Origin of the sequence: Pseudoalteromonas sp. NZS11, assembly GCF_015864765.1 — a bacterium.
GTDB classification, from domain to species: Bacteria; Pseudomonadota; Gammaproteobacteria; order Enterobacterales; family Alteromonadaceae; genus Pseudoalteromonas; species Pseudoalteromonas arctica.
Window position 1 is genome coordinate 1 of record NZ_JADYWP010000001.1, and the last position, 15,524, is coordinate 15,524.

The 15,524-nt window shown below is 38.1% G+C and carries 11 protein-coding genes and 2 rRNA genes; 7 read left to right on the forward strand and 6 right to left on the reverse strand.

Features of this window, described 5'->3' with window-relative positions:
- From I6E82_RS00005 to I6E82_RS00035, 7 genes are all read left to right on the forward strand, one after another.
- Positions 1–86, forward strand: a 23S ribosomal RNA gene (locus I6E82_RS00005); the annotation flags it as partial.
- A gap of 212 nt (positions 87–298) precedes the next feature.
- Positions 299–413: ribosomal RNA gene (gene rrf / locus I6E82_RS00010) — 5S ribosomal RNA — on the forward strand.
- 687 nt (positions 414–1,100) lie between these two features.
- Positions 1,101–1,895 (forward strand): VOC family protein, encoded by a 795-nt coding sequence (locus I6E82_RS00015; RefSeq protein WP_197102444.1) that lies wholly within the window; start codon positions 1,101–1,103, stop codon positions 1,893–1,895.
- Positions 1,896–1,981: 86 nt separating this feature from the next.
- The gene (locus I6E82_RS00020) at positions 1,982–2,344 is read left to right on the forward strand and encodes a hypothetical protein (RefSeq protein ID WP_024591417.1); all 363 of its coding nucleotides are present in this window, start codon (positions 1,982–1,984) and stop codon (positions 2,342–2,344) included.
- Complete coding sequence (locus tag I6E82_RS00025) at positions 2,341–4,674, forward strand: fatty acid cis/trans isomerase (protein ID WP_197102446.1); 2,334 nt, start codon at positions 2,341–2,343, stop codon at positions 4,672–4,674. The genes I6E82_RS00020 and I6E82_RS00025 overlap by 4 nt, the downstream gene beginning before the upstream one ends.
- 123 nt (positions 4,675–4,797) lie before the next feature.
- Positions 4,798–6,525 (forward strand): response regulator, encoded by a 1,728-nt coding sequence (locus tag I6E82_RS00030; protein ID WP_197102448.1) that lies wholly within the window; start codon positions 4,798–4,800, stop codon positions 6,523–6,525.
- A gap of 440 nt (positions 6,526–6,965) precedes the next feature.
- Positions 6,966–8,375, forward strand: coding sequence for an ATP-binding cassette domain-containing protein (locus I6E82_RS00035; RefSeq protein ID WP_197116282.1), 1,410 nt, complete (start codon positions 6,966–6,968; stop codon positions 8,373–8,375).
- Positions 8,376–8,422: 47 nt separating this feature from the next.
- Here I6E82_RS00035 and I6E82_RS00040 read toward each other — a convergent pair whose 3' ends face one another.
- The 6 genes from I6E82_RS00040 to I6E82_RS00065 form a co-directional block, all read right to left on the reverse strand.
- Positions 8,423–9,301: a TraB/GumN family protein gene (locus tag I6E82_RS00040; RefSeq protein ID WP_197102455.1), complete on the reverse strand. Its 879-nt coding sequence runs from the start codon at positions 9,299–9,301 to the stop codon at positions 8,423–8,425.
- Positions 9,302–9,351: 50 nt separating this feature from the next.
- Positions 9,352–10,788: a sensor histidine kinase gene (locus I6E82_RS00045; RefSeq protein ID WP_197102456.1), complete on the reverse strand. Its 1,437-nt coding sequence runs from the start codon at positions 10,786–10,788 to the stop codon at positions 9,352–9,354.
- On the reverse strand, positions 10,769–11,443 hold the full coding sequence (locus I6E82_RS00050; protein ID WP_197102457.1) for a response regulator transcription factor: 675 nt from the start codon (positions 11,441–11,443) through the stop codon (positions 10,769–10,771). The genes I6E82_RS00045 and I6E82_RS00050 overlap by 20 nt, the downstream gene beginning before the upstream one ends.
- A 63-nt stretch (positions 11,444–11,506) precedes the next feature.
- Positions 11,507–13,453: an LTA synthase family protein gene (locus I6E82_RS00055; RefSeq protein ID WP_197102458.1), complete on the reverse strand. Its 1,947-nt coding sequence runs from the start codon at positions 13,451–13,453 to the stop codon at positions 11,507–11,509.
- On the reverse strand, positions 13,444–13,815 hold the full coding sequence (locus I6E82_RS00060) for a diacylglycerol kinase (RefSeq protein ID WP_197102460.1): 372 nt from the start codon (positions 13,813–13,815) through the stop codon (positions 13,444–13,446). The genes I6E82_RS00055 and I6E82_RS00060 overlap by 10 nt, the downstream gene beginning before the upstream one ends.
- Positions 13,812–15,482 (reverse strand): phosphoethanolamine transferase, encoded by a 1,671-nt coding sequence (locus I6E82_RS00065; protein ID WP_197102462.1) that lies wholly within the window; start codon positions 15,480–15,482, stop codon positions 13,812–13,814. Before I6E82_RS00065 ends, I6E82_RS00060 begins: the two co-directional genes overlap by 4 nt.
- Between the last annotated feature and the right edge of the window lie 42 nt (positions 15,483–15,524).

Here is a 15,524-nt window from a genome sequence, read left to right on the forward strand (position 1 = left end):
GAAGACTACAACGTTGATAGGCAAGATGTGGAAGTGGTGTGAGCCATTAAGCTAACTTGTACTAATTACCCGTGAGGCTTAACCATACAACGCCAAACGCGTTTTATGTGATAGTGAAACACGCGAAGAAGTTAATATAACTAAAGTAGATATTACTTAAGAAAGACTTAAAAAATATTATCAGATATTTTCCAAATTCAAGAGGTGACTCTTAGCGCGTAGCGTTAAAGTTGAGGCACCTTGCGCAAAGAAAATGGTAGCACTACGTGCTTGTCATTGATTCTTTGCACCTAATTTGCTTGGTGACAATAGCGTTTTGGACCCACCTGACTCCATGCCGAACTCAGTAGTGAAACGAAACAGCGCCGATGATAGTGTAGCATTTGCTATGTGAAAGTAGGACATTACCAGGCTTNTGTGAAAGTAGGACATTACCAGGCTTCAAATTGTAGAAACCCGTTACAGCAATGTGACGGATTTTTTGCTATCTGGGATTTAGTAAATAGCCAAAAGCTCATGCCGAACTCAGTAGTGAAACCAAAGCTTCGACCGATGATAGTGTAGCATTTGCTATGTGGCTCTCCACCGCTGTGGGCACTACGACATCACCAGGCTTCAAATTGTAGAAAGCCCGAATCTAACGATTCGGGCTTTTTTACGTCTGCAGAAAAGTGAAATGCGCGCAATAAATATACACTCACATCAACACCTAGCACGCAGGGCGGGCGAGCATAGCGACTCCCGACGCTGATATACTGCGTAGCGTACCGACTTTATATTGTAGAGCGTCTGAATCTAATGATTCGGGCTTTTTTACGTCTGCAAAAAAGTGATTCAGGGATTCCTCTAGAGCGAAGGACTTCTTAGTAAATCATTTATATCGATCAGCAATAATATTTAATCAATTTGAGGGATTAAATCTGACGCTAACTGCGTTAAAAACCTCATATATGAAACAACTGAATAACGAATTTTTGCCCTTCTTTTATCGACTCCGCTTTGTTATTGCTCTAATCTCAATTTATGATCTGTTCAATTATGTAGTTTATAAAATGTGACAGAGCTCGTTTAGATAAAAATAGAATAATAAGGGTTTAATAATGAGTGAAATTGATAATCATCCACATGGCATTTTTTGTTGGTCAGAACTTTGTACACACAATTGGAAAGAAGGTAAGACGTTTTATACATCATTATTTGATTGGGGGTATGACGATCAACCTATTGGGGAGGACATATATTACACTATGCTACAAAAGCAAGGTGGTGATATAGCCGCTATGTATGAAATGCCTAAAGAGCAAATTAGTGAAGGGATCCCAAGTCATTGGTTGGCTTACATTGCCGTCGATAATGTTGATGATTGTGCGCTAAAAGCTAAAGAACTAGGTGCTGAAGTTATTGCCGGTCCTCATGATGTTATGAATGCAGGACGAATGTTGATGCTAAAAGATCCTGTAGGTGCCACTGTCGCACTATGGCAAGGAAATGAGCATAAAGGTTGTAAGCACTTAGGTGAATTAAACACGCCTTATTGGCATGAGTTAGCAACCAGAAATAGTAAAGTAAGTAGAGGTTTTTACTGTGCTTTACTAGGCTGGGAAAGTGAAATAAAGCCAATGGACGGTATGGATTACACTTTATTTTTAGTCGGTGGACAGCCAATTGCCGGTATGCTTGAGATGACAAGCGACTGGCCTGAAGATATTTCTGCTCATTGGATGATTTATTTTGCAGTAGAGAGCTGCGATACAGCAGTAAATAAAGCCGCTAGCTTAGGTGGACAAGTATGTGTTCCTGCAACAGATATCCCCGATGTTGGTCGTTTTAGTGTTATATGCGACCCTCAAGGTGCTGTATTTTCGGTGATCGAATCTGTTATAGATGACGTTTAAACAGTTACATTAGCTTTAGCGTTAATTTACTCGCTAGTTTGTTATAATACTCGCCAATTAAATCGTCAGAAAGTGCAGAGAACGCAATGGAATTTGAACAAGATAGCAATTTAACCCTTCCTTTATTTCTATTAGATGAATCATTAAGTGATAGAGATTTAGAGCAGCCTGATTTTGAAATATCAATTGGACTTGATGATGAGTTACTTGCTCAAATTTGCCAAAATCCAAGTGAAGATAGCAGTGTAGCTATTACCGTTAGCGGTTATGAGTTGCTTATAACTGATTCTCTGTATTTAAGTATATTAGAGCAAGAGCATGATGCGCAGATAACATTAACGCATGGGCCTCTTTTAAGTATTGTTTTGAATACTGAAGGTCAGAAAACATTCGTTTCTCCTCAAATGGATATGATGCCCACCTTCGATTTAGGTGACGAGGACGAATGAAAAAAATAATAATAAGTACATTTGTATTAATTATCCTTAGTGGTTGTGCTTACTTAGGTAATGCACATTACGATGATTTATTTGGCCCTGAACAAGCGCAAGAGCGTATCGTTCCACATTCTACCCTTGCTGGAGCTGATTTTTTACAAAACGTAAAACCAGTACTCGATACCCGCTGCGTCGTTTGCCATGGTTGTTACGACGCACCTTGCCAGCTTAAGCTCTCATCCCCTGAAGGTATTGATCGAGGTTTGAGTAAAGAGCTCGTTTACGATGGAACTCGTTTATTGGCAACGACCCCAAGCCGTTTATTGTTTGATGCAACCAATACACAGCAATGGCGAGAAAAAAACTTTACGCCAGTGCTAAATGAGCGCGTACAAAGTGAAGAAGCAAACTTAGCGGGAAGTGTTTTATTTAATAGTTTAGTGTTAAAGCAAAGCTATGAATTACCAACTAATGAAGTGCTAGATGATGAATTTGATTTTTCATTAGGGCGTTCGCAAACCTGTGCAACAATGGGGGAGTTTGACCGATTAGCTGACGAGCAACCTCATGGCGGTATGCCTTATGGTTTACCTGGGGTTTCGCGCGAAGAGTTTAATCATTTACAGAACTGGCTTAAAAATGGCGGTAAAATGTCACATATTGAGCCACCAAGTAAGTATGATCAGAATAAAATAAAGGGCTGGGAAGCATTTTTAAATCAAGATAACTTAAAGTATCAGTTATCAGCACGTTATATTTATGAACATTGGTTTTTAGCACATATTTATTTTACTTCAGAAAACCCACAAAGCTTTTTCAAACTAGTTCGCTCAAGTACGCCTCCTGGTGAGGAAATAAAGTTAATTAACACGCGCCGCCCATACGATGACCCTAAAGTTAGCCGTGTTTATTATCGTTTTATGCAAGAGCGTACAACCATACTTTCTAAGACACATTTACCTCTTGAGCTTAATGAAACTAAATTACTGCGTTTATATGAGCAGTTTATTGCGCCAGATTATACTGTTACGAAAATGCCTAGTTATGAGGCTAAGGCAGCATCTAACCCTTTTAAAACTTTCGAAGTTATTCCAATTAATTCTAAGTATCAATTTATGCTTGATGAGGCAGAGTTAATTATTATGGGCTTTATAAAAGGGCCTGTTTGTCGTGGTCAGATTGCTTTAAATGTTATAAACGATCATTTTTGGGTGGCTTTTGCTGATCCTAATAAAGTAGCGACTCCTGCTGTAGGGGAAATGCTAATGCAACATGAAGAGGCATTAGAACTTCCTGCCGCTGAGGAAAGTAATGCCTTACCCATTTCTAGCTGGGTTAAATATTCAGTTCGTGAGAAAAAATATTTACAGGCAAAAGTTGAGCTTGCTAACGAAATGTTTAAAGGTGGCGAGCATCTTACAACTGACTTGCTTTGGAAAGGTGATGGGCATAATAAAAATGCTGCACTGACTATTTTCCGCCACTTTGATAGCGCAACTGTTGTTAAAGGTTTTATTGGTCAAGAGCCTAAAACCACGTGGATACTTGATTATGCGTTATTTGAACGTATTCATTATTTGCTTGTGGCAGGCTTTGATGTATACGGAAATATAGGCCATCAATTGGTTACACGTTTATATATGGATTTTTTACGTTTAGAGGGAGAGCAAAACTTTTTAGCTCTATTACCTGAGCACAAGCGTAATCAAATCAAAAAGCAGTGGTACCGTAATTCACCACCTGACTTATCTAAGTTCTTTAAAAGTAACCGAGAATTTAGCCAGCCCAGTGGTATTAACTATGAAACTGATGATCCACAGCATGAACTATATACCTTGATGAAAGAAGCCTTAGCGCCAGTTTTAAGTGAAAAATACAACTACACTGAAGTGGCAAAGCCGTTAAATGTAATAAGTGAAATGCCAGCAAAAGCGGTTAACTTATTACCTCAGCTTTCTTTTATACTTGTAAAGCAAGAAGATAATAGCCATAAGGGCTACACTATTATTCATCATAATGCGCACTACAATATATCTAGTTTATTAAACGAAGATGGCCAACGTGCTTATGATGAAGATACCGCGACTATTGTTCCTGGGTTTATCGGAGATTATCCAGCAGCTATTTGGTATTTAAATAACGAGCAGCAAGTAAATGCTTTTGCCGAGCAATTGCCTATGATGCAAATAGAAGCTGATTATGGTGCATTGAAATCTAAGTTTGGTATACGACGTACTCATCCACAGTTTTGGCAATACAGCGATATATTGCACGATACAGCTAAAAAATATCGTGGGATAGAATATGGAATGTTCGACTATAACCGTTTAGAAAATAGATAGTTAAATAGTTTTATTTTATTAGCCCAACTTTTTAGTTGGGCTTTTTTATTTAATAATCATTATTTAAGCTGCTTATTAGTTCTAAAAAATTGAGCTACACTTAAAACAAAAACAGGGCTTAGTATGTTTAAAGTTGTCGCGAATATCCGTACTCGTTACCGATGGGCATTAATAGCAATAGCACTATTAATAAGCACATCAGCATCACTTATGCAGTATTATTTTTCGGTGCAAAAATATGACGCAAAAATAATAAATATGGCTGGTAAGCAGAGAATGCTTTCTCAAAAAATAGCTTGGCATAGTAATGAGTTATTATTATCGGCAACAAATATTTCTGAGCATACTAAAGCGTTAAAAGCATCAGTCGTATCATTCAAAAAAACTCATAATTACTTACTTTCAAAAAATGCTAATGGAGAGTATCAGTACCTTACACCTAAGCTTATTAAGCTATATACGTTAGCTCCTCATAAACTAGATTCCCAAGTTGCAACATATATCCAGCAAGCGGAAAATTTGCTTTATCAACAAGGCCAAGTAGATAAGCGTATATTCTATGTAACTGAGGTTGAAGAGCTATTAAAGCAACTAGATCATGCAGTGAATTTATTTGAAGAGCAAGCTGTCCAAAAATTGAACTGGGTATCTAACCTTGAATTATTATTTTGGCTTATGGCGATGTTTTTACTACTTGTAGAGTTAAGATTTGTATTTATGCCAATGGAAAAAGAAATAGGTAACGCATTGTCTAAATACCAAAAACAAAAAGAGTTCGCTCAACAAGTGAGTCAAAATAAAGAGCATTTTATTGCCAGAGCCAGTCACGAATTTAGAACTCCTTTACAGGGTCTTATTACGTCTATTGAGGAGTTAAAGGTTTCTGATACGCAGCAAAGCGTTAAAACCCAAGCTAATTACTGCGCACTTAGGTTAATAGCTATATTAGATGAACTGCAGGACTTGCAAGCTTTAAGTACAGGTAAGTGGGTACCGCAATTTAAAAATGAAAACCTTCTAGAGTCGTGTAATAAAGTACTAATGGCTTACGAGCATGCTTGTCAGCAAAAAGGCCTGAAACTAGTTAGTTGTTTAGATGAATCATTAAATTGTGTATGTAAATTGGATCATCAACGTTTGCAGCATACGCTTACAGAATTAATCAGTAACGCTATTAAGTTTACGACAGAAGGTGAAATTACTGTCTCTGCAAAGCTTTTTAATGATGAACTTTGTGTAACTGTAAGTGATACTGGTTGTGGTTTTTCGAAAGAGATTACTGATCTTGAATTTGACTCATTTAAACAAACAAACCATTTTCAAGGATTAAGAACAGGTCTCACTCGGGTTCAGTATGTTGTAAAGGCGTTGCACGGTGAAATTACCTTCAAAAATAATGAAGCTAATGGAGCGCTGGTATCTTTGCACTTACCAATAATTGCCAGTAAAGCTCTCCCAAACCCTCGTAAAATAAATGACAAACTAAAGTGTTTAGTCGTTGAAGATAATCCATTAAATACTATATTACTGACCCGCATACTTAGCTTATTAGGTTTAAGCTATGATTGCGCTGAAAACGGCAAAGTCGCGTGCGATATGGTGAGTGGAAATCAATACGATATTGTTTTTATGGACTTAAATATGCCAGTAATGGATGGGTTTGAGGCGATTAAAAAAATACGCTCTGATCTTAATAAAATAATGCCAATTATTGTTATAACAGCAAATACTTCACAAAATGATATAGAGCGAGCTTATAAGAACGGTGCTAACCTTCATATTCATAAGCCAATAAGCCAGCAAGCAATTAAAGACGCATTAAATAGTATTAGCGTTGCTAGGGCGTGTTGATCTTTGGTAGTTGAATTTGCAGCAGTATGCTTGGTTTTTAGGCAAGGCAGAGCCTATGTAGTGTGGTTATTCCCCATAAATAGGCGATAACGCAGCATAAATACCAAACATGCGCTGCCCATTGGGTTCTTTCTAGGGACGATTAACTCTTTGTTGCCTACATGGATGTAGGTAAGGGGCGTGAGCAGGACGCGGAAGCTTTACTCGGTTTTGACTTATTCTTACATGGATGTAAGCCATTAGAATAACGCAGGAGCAGTTATCGAGCTCACTAGGTTACAAACCTCGCGCCGCGATTTAATCGCCCCTAGATTGAACAAATTTCAATCCACAAAGATCAATACGCCCTAGTGAAATAAATTAATTTTGCAGATAACAAGCTTGCTAAGCTCTTTTAATATGCGTTAACTTGCTGTTTTAAGGTTTATTAGGAAAAGTTAGTGCAGTTAATTACGCTTGAGCAATTTAATGGTTACTTACAAGGGCAAGGCAAAAGTCGTTACGACATATGCAACCTAGATTGGCAAGTGAATCTAGGAGAACATTGGCTGCTTCTAGGTACTAATGGAGCCGGTAAATCTGCACTGACAGCTGCGTTAGTTGGTGAAGCTAAGTGCGAAAGTGGTAAGCGTATAAGTAGTATTAATAAGCTTATGCTCGTGTCTTCAGATTCGCATAAACAGTTACTGGCCCAAGAATTAGAGCATGAAAAGCACACCCTCGTTAAAGACCTTATATTTGCAGAGCATAGTAATAATGGTGAGTTATTAGCGCAGCTAATAAAATTATTTAAATTTAGCTCATTACTAAATAGGCATTTTAGAGATCTTTCAACGGGTGAAACTCGTAAACTCCTACTTATTAAAGCACTCAGCTCCCATAGTGAGTTAGTCGTGCTTGACGAGCCATTTGATGGACTCGACGTACAATCTTGCCAGCAGCTTAATAAAATACTCATAGAGCTTAGCCACACGATTACTTTTGTTTTTGTACTAAACCGCCTAGACGAAATCCCTTCATTCATTACTCACTATGGTTATGTAAACCAAGGCTGCTTGTTACATACTTTAGCAAAGCCAAGTAGTGAGCAATTAAGTGACTTACTAAAACTACTTCATTTAGAGCATACTTCATTGGATGTGCCATCTCCTGACGCCGAGCAAGAGCAAAAGGCATTCACCGGTAATACCTTAGTTAAATTGAGTAATGCTAAAGTTAGTTACAGTGATGTAAGCATATTCAAAAATCTCAATTGGACTATAAAAAAGCATCAGCATTGGCAGCTTACTGGAGCGAACGGTTCAGGTAAAACATGCCTATTAAATTTAATAACAGGTGATAACCCACAGTGTTATAACAATGACATTGAAGTGTTCGGTTTTAAACGCGGAACCGGGGAGAGTATTTGGGATATAAAACAGCATATTGGTTTTATATCTAACGCGCTACATATGGATTACCGCGTAAGTATATCGGCTTTAAATACTGTTATTTCAGGTTTTTACGACAGCATAGGTTTATATCAAAAACCGAGCGACGCACAAATTAATATTGCTCAACAGTGGCTGGCATTTATTGGTTTAAGTGATAAAAAAAATACCTCATTCACCCAGCTATCGTACGGCGATCAACGTATGCTTTTAATTGTACGAGCTATGGTAAAGCATCCAACGTTACTTATTTTAGATGAACCTTGCTTAGGATTAGATGAAGCAAACAGGCAACGTGTACTGCTACTAATAGAGAAAATTTGTGCTGCTAATACAAGTACTGTGATTTATGTAAATCATCATGCGGCAGACAAAATTAAAGGAATAGAGAATTACTTAAAAATGGAAGACTTTAATTAAAAGCTCAGAGAAAGGTTGAGCGAAAATTCACTCAACCCATTTTTATTTTAAAGACGAGTAACGCTAAAGCCTTTATCTCGTAGCTGTTTAAGTAACCCGTGTTTTTCAGGTAAATGCAGAGCGCCTACGGCAATAAATAGTTGCTCGTTTGCTAAACGCGGTGTGAGTTGTTTAACCCAATTATTATTGCGGTTAGTTAGCATTACTTGCTCGCTAATTTCACCATAATTACTGTCATCAAAACTCATGTTGTAGTAATCGGTTAGTGTATCCATATCCCCGTTTTTCCAGGCATTAACTAATTTGATAAAGTAAGTATTAATATCGCTGAGTTGCTCAAAGGTTTCTTCAATCATTTCATTGCTTAATAGCGCCATGCCATCAAACATTTGCAGTTGTTGCTCTAGAGTTTCAAGCTCACCAATTTTTATTTTATGTTCTTTAGCGTAAGCAAGTACTTGCTTGTCTATGCCGGTTTTATCTGAATATCCTGCATTTTGAAATTCAATTTGCATCATAGTCACCATAACAGCCCAAGGCTTTAAGCCATTAAACATAGCAATATCAATCGACTTTTTAGCAAAGTAATTTTTTAGCTTGGTATAATTTTGCTTTGAAAGCTCAGTTTGTAATGTTTTACCGTCACTAAGCATCATAAATGGCATTGAGCGCTGTTGCATTTCAAGTGGTGTAAGTTTGCTTATATCAACTTCAACAATGACTTCTTTGCTTGCGCTAATTGCATTGGTTACATTTTTAGGTAAGCCTTTCATGCTGGCATCACCAACGTGTACAGTGCCAAATAAGTAAGAGCTGACGCCATTTTTTTCTATTTTATATAAGGCGGGAGCTGCATAGCTGTTAAGGCTAAATGTTATAAGTAATGCCACAATAAAAAAGTGGCTAATACGGGTAAGAGCATTCATGGTTTGTCCTTAAAATCTCGAAGGTTAGTAGTGTAAATACTAACCTAAATTTACTTCAGAGGTAACGTTAATATAAACGTTAACGTATTGCTTTCGGTATTACTGGCCGTGATAGTAAAGCCATTTAAGTTACATAAGCTCTGTACAATTGATAATCCTAAACCATGGCGCTGGTTATTAGTTCTAGATGAATCTAGCTGATAGAGCGGGTCAAAAATAGCAGTGAGCTGTTCACTACTTAGTGGTTTATTTACTTTGTTACTAACAGAGATGGTCATGTTTGTGCTGTTATTTACGGCAGTTAATTTAATTGGTGCCTCAGGGAGTCCATAAAATAGTGCGTTATCGATTAAGTTACATAAAATGGTATTTAAACTAAATTCGTCAGCATTAAGTGTAATCTCGTCACTTATTTCGTTATTTAAACGCGCTTTAATACTTGGGTGCTTAAAGGTCAGCTCATCAATAATTTGATTTACTAAGTTATTTAGAATGATATTTTGTGCATTTAATTGCATTGCACTGCTACTTGAGCGCTGCAACAGTAATAGGTTGCTAACAATCGTTTTCATACGCTGTGAAATATTAAGCACATCACTGGTATAGGTGTCGCTAATACGTTTATCGTCAGGGTAGCGAATAGCCACTTCTGAAAGGCTTATTAGTTCAGCTATTGGGGTTTTAAGCTCGTGTGCAATGTCGCTTGTTAGGCGTTTTTCATTACTATAGAGTTGCTGATTAACGGTAATAAACTTATTTAGCTCGTTACGTATAGGTTCTATTTCTTCTACTTTAAAGTCGCTTTCTATTGTTTGCGCAACACCGGTAATATCGAGTAACTTAATTTGGTCGTTTAAGTTGTGTAGCGGGTGCAGACCTTTATTTACAATACGTGTCACTAAATAGCGCACACCAAACACACCAAGTACACAGGTTAAAATAAAGACCACATCAATAATAATCAGTACTTTATTAAGTTCGGAGGTGGGCGCTGCAATTGCAAGAGTCATGGTATTAAAAACAGCAGAGTGAGTGGGGTTTCTATCGTCTTTTTGGGCTACAAAGTGACTTATAAGTGCGCGGCCATCACGCCCATTAGGAAGCTCGTAATCTATAATTTTAGATTCGTTTATCGGCATTTCTAAAAAAGGTAGGTTAGCATTTTCATAAAGCGCTAATGAGTCCGAGCGTTCAAACACATCACGGCCATGCCATAATTGGTAAAACTCCGTGGCATCGGCAGCTTCATACTCTGACATAAACTCGCCAGCAAAATCAAATTCAACCACGTTGTTGTCATCTTCAACTAAGGTTTTTAAGTAGTTAGCTTTATTAGTTAAAGACTGATTGAACTGATCTTCCACCCAAGTATCAACACTTAAATCAACGGTTAAAAATATGGTGAATAAAATAACCGAGATCACGGCGCTAATATTATTAACGAGTTTACGTCTTATTGAGTGACTTTTATTTTGTTGTTGCGACATAACCAAATCCACGTTTGTTTTTTATCGGGAGCTCGCCATCAAACTGCCTTACTTTTTTACGTATGGTTGAGATGTGTGCTTCAAGCGCATTTTTAGAGAGCATATCAAACTGACCTACCACCGCTTCACTTATAAGCTCGAGTCCTAATACTCGCTCTGGGGCGTTAAATAAGCATTCTATTATTTTGTATTCATTACGCGTGAGCTCAATGGCATGTTGCTCGTAATGAAGAGTTTTAAGCGAGAGATCTAATACGCAATTACCTACGGTAAGGGTATTTTGTTGGTTTTGCAGTGAACCACGACGAAGTAATGCAAGGACACGAGCATGGAGTTCTTCAAACGAAAATGGCTTAGTTAAATAATCGTCAGCGCCTTTCATAAGGCCGCTAATTTTATCTTGAGGCTCACTTCGTGCAGATAAAATTAGCACACGGCTTTGGCTATTACTGCTGCGCAGTGCTTGTAAAATACTCATGCCATCAACGCTCGGTAGCATTAAATCAAGTACGAGGAGGTCGTAGTTTCCACTCAGTGCCATACTCAACCCTTCTGAGCCATCACCAGTTTCATCTACGGTAAAACCAAGGTTGCTAAGGCCAACTTGCAAGCTGCGTCTTAGTGCTTCAGAGTCTTCAATAACGAGGATTTTCATGTTTACTCGGTTTATAAAAATAGCCTTGTTACTTTAACAAGGCTTTATTATCAAGTCACTTGGTTAATGATACCAACCATTTGTATAAGCTAGATTACCTAAGTTCGCGTGGGCTAGGGCTTTTTTAACTAGTTGCTCATCGTTTTCACATGGTACAAGCTGGTTATTGCTATACGTATAGGTGGTTGCTGGTTTTTGTGGTTGTAACACCACCACTTTATTATCGTACATGTAGGCAAAATTTTTGTCGTATTGCATCATTGCGCGTTGTTTGTTGTCGCTAATTGGCTTTGATAAATCATGGCCTATCATAGGGTGCTTACCACTTGCGCCAATTAAAGACAGTAGAGTAACAGGAATATCGAGCTGACTGGCTAGTTGGCTATCTCGTTTATGGGTAATACCTTTACCAAAAATAACGGCCGGAATTTTAAAGTGATCAACCGGTACTAAATTCGAACCCGATACGCGCGAGTCGTGATCGGCAATAACTATAAATACGGTATCATCCCAGTAGCTCGATTTTTTAGCTTTTTCGATAAACGTGCCTAGTGCGTAATCGGCATACTTGGCAGCATTATTACGGGTTTGTTTTTGTTTATCGTACAGCGTTATTTTATCGTCAGGAAAGTCATACGGACTATGATTAGAGCTTGAGAATATAAGGCTAAAAAAGGGTTTGTTTTGATTTTTAAGCTTAGTAAGTTCTATGTCGGCTTGGTCGTACAAGTCTTCGTCTGATGCGCCCCACGAGCCATTAAAATCTATTTTTTTAAAGTTATTTGTATCTACGATACTTTTAAAACCATTGCCTAAAAAGAAGCTTCGCATGTTATCAAAATGGCTTTCGCCACCATAAATAAACTGCGTGTTGTAATTTTGCTTTGCTAAAAAATCAGCAATGGTAAAAAAGTCACGCTGTGATTTATCAAGCTTAACAACCGCACGCGAAGGCGTTGGTGTAAACCCTGTAATTATTGCCTCAATTCCACGCACTGAACGCGTACCCGTTGCGTATAAATTATCAAACCCCCAGCCTTGTTTATAAAGGGCGTCTATATTAGGTGTAAGCGGTAAACCGCCAAGCGTGCCTACATAACGAGCACCTAAACTTTCTTGTAAAATAATGACTAGATTTTTTGGTTTACCTATATTACTTGCTTCATGAAACGTTTTTGTAGGGGCGGTTACATCACTAAATGTGCCTTGCGTGTTTTGCATGTTACTACGCACAATACTAAGCAATTCATCGGTAGGCATTTTGCCATAATAGTCTTGGCTTGATTGTTCGTTAGAGAGTTGCTTAACTGCAAATGCGACGCTATAAAGTGAGTTAAGGGTTAAGTCGTTAAGTAAGTGATCAGTAGAGAACGAGACCATGGCGGGGTTAAGTGGTCTGTGCCCTAATGAGTTACGCGCGCCCAAAATAGTTAAGCATACTAAAACAAGCGCTAAAATTGATTGGTTTAAGCCTGTTAGTGATGACGTACTTTGCCATTGATTGCTAAATACTTTACTTGCAAATTTACAGCTTAAAACAAGTGCTATAACAGCAATAAATACTTCTAACTTATAGCCTGAAAAAATCATTTTTGAGACTTCTTTAGGGTAAATTAAATATTCTATAAATAAGCGGTTAGGGCGCAAGTCGTACTCGTTTATAAACGTAGGCGTAATCACTTCAAAAAAAACGAGTAAAGCAGACATCCCCACTAAGTAAATTTTAATTAGGCCGCGTACTTTATTTTGCCAACCTACGCTTTGCATCAGTAAGGTAAGTAGTAATGCGGGCATAATAATGTAGCTTAGAGTGGCTATATCAACTCTTAAACCACCTATAAATATAGATAACCACGCATGCGATCCAAATACACGCTCCCCTTGCCATACACTTAAACCAAAGCGAGCAAGTGTTAACAAGCTAAGTGCCAAAACAGCAAATACAACAAAAATCCATACAGGGCCAAGTGCATTTTGTATTTTAGGTATAAAAGTTAGCTTTATGCCCATAACACAGCCCACCAAATAAGAGCGGCAATTAGCATAGCTATAAACACACTGGCAGAGGCAATATCTTTAGCGAGCCCTGAAAGCTCATGGTATTCACTGCCAATTCTATCTACTACAACCTCAACTGCCGTATTTACCAGCTCAGCAAACAATACAAAAAGCAGGCTGGCTATAAGCAGTAATTTATCCCTTAGTGCAATTTCTTGTAGCCATACAAACACACCCAATAATGAAAACAGTGCTAGCTCTTGTTGAAACGCCGCTTCAAATCGACTCATCCATTTTAAGCCGTTAAAAGAATGGCTTAAAGTAAAAATAAGGCGCATTAAGCCTTGGCGTTTTATAACGTTTTTATTACTCATAGTTTTATTTCGCTTGGTGTTGTTTGGCAGCTAGCAAGTAAATCGAGCGATGCCTGATACGTTTTGCTTTTAATGCCAATTAAATTTAAAAGGGTGTGAAAAATATTATTGTGTGAGCGCGCAGCAGTGGTGTCTAAATTAGCTAAACAGGTATTGGTAATGCGCTGGTTATGCTCATCAGCCCACATATAAAGGGGGACATGCGTTTGTGTGCTAGGTGCAAAGCTATACGGAAAACCATGCAAATAAGCACCGCCTTCGCCAAGTGATTCACCATGGTCAGAGACATATAAAAACTGTTTATCTATGTTGTTTGGCAGTGCTTTTAATTGCTCAATTACTTGAGCGTTAACAAAGTCGCTGTACGCAATTGTGTTGTCGTAGGTATTAACTAATTCATCGAGTGAGCAGTTTTGAATGTCGCTTCTATCGCACGAGGGCGTAAATTGCTTAAACTTATCTGGGTAGCGTTTAAAGTAGGTTGGTCCATGTGAGCCCATCGTGTGTAGGACAATAATGGTGTTAGCTTGGCTTAAATTAGCGAGTTTGCGCTTAAGTGGAGCAATAAGCACTTCATCAAAACAATATTTTCCATCGCAAAGCGCTGATGGGGTGGTTGGTATATCAATATTAACAACACGGGTGCATACGTTTTTACAGCCGCTGTTGTTATCAACCCACAGTACGTCGCTGCCAGCTTGTTGTGCTAAATCAATCAGGTTTTGTTGGTTGTCGGCTGCTAATCGATCAAAGTTATCTTGTGTTTGCAGTGAAAACATACACGGCACAGACACTGCAGTAGCGGTGCCACAAGACGCCACATTATTAAAATACGTCACATTATACTTTTGTGTATAAGGATTGGTGTTATGCTTATAACCTTGATAAGCAAAGTTTTCTGCTCGTGCGGTTTCGCCAACAACCATAACGGTTACGCTGGTGGTGTTAGGCGCAATAAGAGTGGGTGTTGCATCTATATTTTTAAATTCCATATTGGTATACAGCAGCTGATCGCGCATGTATTTATAACCGCTAGAGAGATATTGAAACGGAATAATTTCTTTTTTCAAAATGCGGTTGTTGCGACCAGTGGCTGCGTAATCGGCGTAAAAGTTAGCGACCACTAAAGCAATTAGCGTTAAGCAGGCAATAATAAGTTTTATGCGGCTAATCGCTTCTTGATGAGGGCGAGTAAAGTGTATTTTTACTTTGCTTAATATAAAAACAGGTAGCGCACAAAACAACAGTAAAAAGGCTATGAGCTGCGGGTTTAAATAGCTCAGCGCTTCGCTTGAATCCGTTTCGAACGTGTTTTGAATCATTGAATAGTCAAACACGACACCGTAATTTAATGAGCCGTAAAGCACGGCGCTAGAAATTATCAGTAAAAGATAGTTAACTGGTTTTAATAACCATCTAACCGACACTATCGAAAAGAAAATAATTAAAAGGCATAACAAAAGCAGTGGCACTGAAAGTAAAAATAGCCATGAAAAAGATGCAAGAGAGGTTATGGCGCTAAACGAACCTTGAATAAAAGGAATGTTTATAACTAAACAGTAATAACAGGCAATCATCACTACAAAGGCATTTGCACTACAGTGAATGTAAAACCGTTTACTACGATTTGGCTTTTTTTGTGCTGGTGTTTGACTAATTACGTTCATGTTTAGGCTCGTTTAAAATAACAACGCCATGCTATGCAACAA

What these genes read in the sequence shown, in the direction of transcription:
- I6E82_RS00015 (WP_197102444.1), top strand. Translation starts at nt 1,101, where the DNA reads ATGAGTGAAATTGATAATCATCCACATGGCATTTTTTGTTGGTCAGAA.
- I6E82_RS00020 (WP_024591417.1), top strand. Translation starts at nt 1,982, where the DNA reads ATGGAATTTGAACAAGATAGCAATTTAACCCTTCCTTTATTTCTATTA.
- I6E82_RS00025 (WP_197102446.1), top strand. Translation starts at nt 2,341, where the DNA reads ATGAAAAAAATAATAATAAGTACATTTGTATTAATTATCCTTAGTGGT.
- I6E82_RS00030 (WP_197102448.1), top strand. Translation starts at nt 4,798, where the DNA reads ATGTTTAAAGTTGTCGCGAATATCCGTACTCGTTACCGATGGGCATTA.
- I6E82_RS00040 (WP_197102455.1), bottom strand. Translation starts at nt 9,301, where the DNA reads ATGAATGCTCTTACCCGTATTAGCCACTTTTTTATTGTGGCATTACTT.
- I6E82_RS00045 (WP_197102456.1), bottom strand. Translation starts at nt 10,788, where the DNA reads ATGTCGCAACAACAAAATAAAAGTCACTCAATAAGACGTAAACTCGTT.
- I6E82_RS00050 (WP_197102457.1), bottom strand. Translation starts at nt 11,443, where the DNA reads ATGAAAATCCTCGTTATTGAAGACTCTGAAGCACTAAGACGCAGCTTG.
- I6E82_RS00055 (WP_197102458.1), bottom strand. Translation starts at nt 13,453, where the DNA reads ATGGGCATAAAGCTAACTTTTATACCTAAAATACAAAATGCACTTGGC.
- I6E82_RS00060 (WP_197102460.1), bottom strand. Translation starts at nt 13,815, where the DNA reads ATGAGTAATAAAAACGTTATAAAACGCCAAGGCTTAATGCGCCTTATT.
- I6E82_RS00065 (WP_197102462.1), bottom strand. Translation starts at nt 15,482, where the DNA reads ATGAACGTAATTAGTCAAACACCAGCACAAAAAAAGCCAAATCGTAGT.